The sequence below is a fragment of the Deinococcus pimensis DSM 21231 genome (assembly GCF_000519345.1).
Classification (GTDB): Bacteria; Deinococcota; Deinococci; order Deinococcales; family Deinococcaceae; genus Deinococcus_A; species Deinococcus_A pimensis.
Genome location: NZ_KI912643.1, coordinates 44,646 through 46,620, shown reverse-complemented (window position 1 = coordinate 46,620; position 1,975 = coordinate 44,646). Strand labels below are relative to the sequence as shown.

The following is a 1,975-nucleotide window of genomic DNA, read 5'->3' as shown; positions in this document are numbered from 1 at the left end:
CGCGCGGCGAGCGCCGCTCGGAGCTCGCGCGGCAGCTCGACGAGGCCGCGCGGCAGGTGCGCGCCGACCTCCTGCAGCTCAAGCTCAACGAGCACTTCGACGCGGGCGGGTTCGATCCCGCCGTCGATCTCGGGACGCACAACGTGTCCACCCCCTACGAGTTCGGGACCCTCATCGCGAACGAGTTCCTGCGGCCCGGCCTCAAGCCCGCGACCCGCGAGCTGCAGCGCGAGATCATGGCGACGGGCTTCGGACGCTCGAAGCTGCGCCTTCCCGTGGCGTACTTCGGCGGGAAGGGCGGCAACGGCTGGAAGATCCTCACGATGACGGGCTACGTGGAGACGCCGCGAGGTGACCACGTGGTGTACGTCTTCATGCAGCACGAGTCGCACGAGGACTACACCATCCCGAACGCCCGCGCCGCCTTCGAGTGGATCAACGAGGCGATCGCGGCGGTGGAGGGCGGCTGAGGCGCGCGGCTCAGCTGCCGACGACCTCCACGTAGAGGATGTTGGAGGCGTTGACGACGTAGACGCGTCCGTTCACGGAGAACTCGAAGGAGCCTCTCCCCTGCGCGAACACCTCACGGATGCGTTCCACGTGGCTCGGGCTGGCCGCCTCCACGTGGAGGGTCTTTCCTTCCATCAGCACGATCGTGATGCTCATGCCTCTTCTTATATCCCTTCCCGCGAGGCCCGGGCCGTAGGGTCCCTTCATGCTCGCGCCGCGGGGCGCGCGGCTCAGGCTTCCTGACGAACGGGGGCGAATCCCGACTCCTGCCTGCGTGCCCACCACGCGCGCGCTGCCTGCGCCCACCGTGGCACGAATCCGGCTCGGCGCTCGCGCCGCCGCCGTCGACCGGGCAGGCTGACCTCGTAGAGCGCCGCCGCGAGGTCGAACAGGTCCCTCACGCCGCATCGGCGGCGCGCGAAGTCGTCCGTGTACCCCAGCAGTTCGAGGGTCACGGCGACCTCCAGGGCGGACGCGGCGTGCAGGCACACGGAGTCGAGCTCGCGGGAAAGTTCGGCGACGCGGTCGTCGCTGCGACGCTCGCTTCCGGCGTAGGCGGCGATCACGCTGATGCGTGGTTCCCGGTAACGGCCGACGGGGCTCATGTGGTCCTCCTGGTGAGCAGTTCGTCGAAGACGGCGAGGTAACGTTCGAGCATGAGGTCGCTCGTGAAGTGCTCCAGGGCCCGCGCGCGCGCCGCGCGTCCGAGCTCCGTCCGCGTGACGGGATCGAGGAGCAGGTCCAGCAGGGCGTGCCCGAAGGCCTCCGGGTCGTGGGGCGGGATCAGGCGTCCGGCCGTGCCGAGCGCCTCGCCGACGCCGCCCACGTCGTTCGCCACCACGGCGCGTCCGCTCATCATGGCCTCCAGCGCCGCGTACGGGAGGCCCTCGCTGACGCTGGGCAGGGCGACGACGTCGCAGACCTCGAGCGCGGCCTGCACCGACGCGGGCTGGCCCTCGAAGGTCACGTGGCGGGTCAGCCCGGCGGCGCGGACGTGCCGGACGAGGGCGCGCAGGTAGACCTCATTGGACCGGGGGGTCGGACCGAACAGACGCAGACGCGCGTGGGGCAGCCTCCTCACGACGGGCCGGAACGCGGTGATCAGCGTCTCGAGGCCCTTGAACGGGTCGATGCGGCCGATCCACCCCACGGTGGGGACCGCGCCGACCCGGGCGCTCAGGTCGGGGTAGCGCGACGGGTCGATACCGTTCGGCACGACCCGCACGCGGTCCGGCGTGAGCCCGAGGCGCCGTTCCCAGCCCGTGTTGAAGTCGCACACGGACACGGTCCGGTCGGCGTCACGGTACAGCAGCCGCGCGAGGTGTTCGAGGAACCTCGCCCGCAGGTGCCGCTCCTCGTCGGTGGCGTCCGTGCCTCCCAGGGCGAGCAGCGCCTCGCGGAGCGCCACGCCGTGCTCGACGAGCACGAACGGGACGCCCTGAGCGCGCGCGGCGAGCCACGCCGG

4 protein-coding genes are annotated in these 1,975 nt (G+C 71.5%); 1 reads left to right on the top strand and 3 read right to left on the bottom strand.

The genetic code is table 11. From position 1 onward, the window contains the following. Window positions 1–470: serine hydrolase (locus DEIPI_RS30645; RefSeq protein ID WP_483782849.1), on the top strand; the 470-nt coding region annotated here is incomplete at its 5' end. A 10-nt stretch (window positions 471–480) separates the two neighbouring features. Here DEIPI_RS30645 and DEIPI_RS0111910 read toward each other — a convergent pair. The 3 genes from DEIPI_RS0111910 to pelF all read right to left on the bottom strand — a co-directional run. Beyond that, window positions 481–666, bottom strand: coding sequence for a hypothetical protein (locus DEIPI_RS0111910; protein ID WP_027481919.1), 186 nt, complete (start codon window positions 664–666; stop codon window positions 481–483). 74 nt (window positions 667–740) lie between these two features. Then, window positions 741–1,115 carry a hypothetical protein gene (locus DEIPI_RS0111905; RefSeq protein ID WP_027481918.1) on the bottom strand — a complete coding sequence of 125 codons (375 nt, stop codon included), beginning with the start codon at window positions 1,113–1,115 and terminating at the stop codon, window positions 741–743. Continuing rightward, on the bottom strand, window positions 1,112–1,975 hold an 864-nt coding region (gene pelF, locus DEIPI_RS30640; RefSeq protein ID WP_169737089.1), incomplete at its 5' end, for a GT4 family glycosyltransferase PelF. The genes pelF and DEIPI_RS0111905, both read right to left, overlap by 4 nt.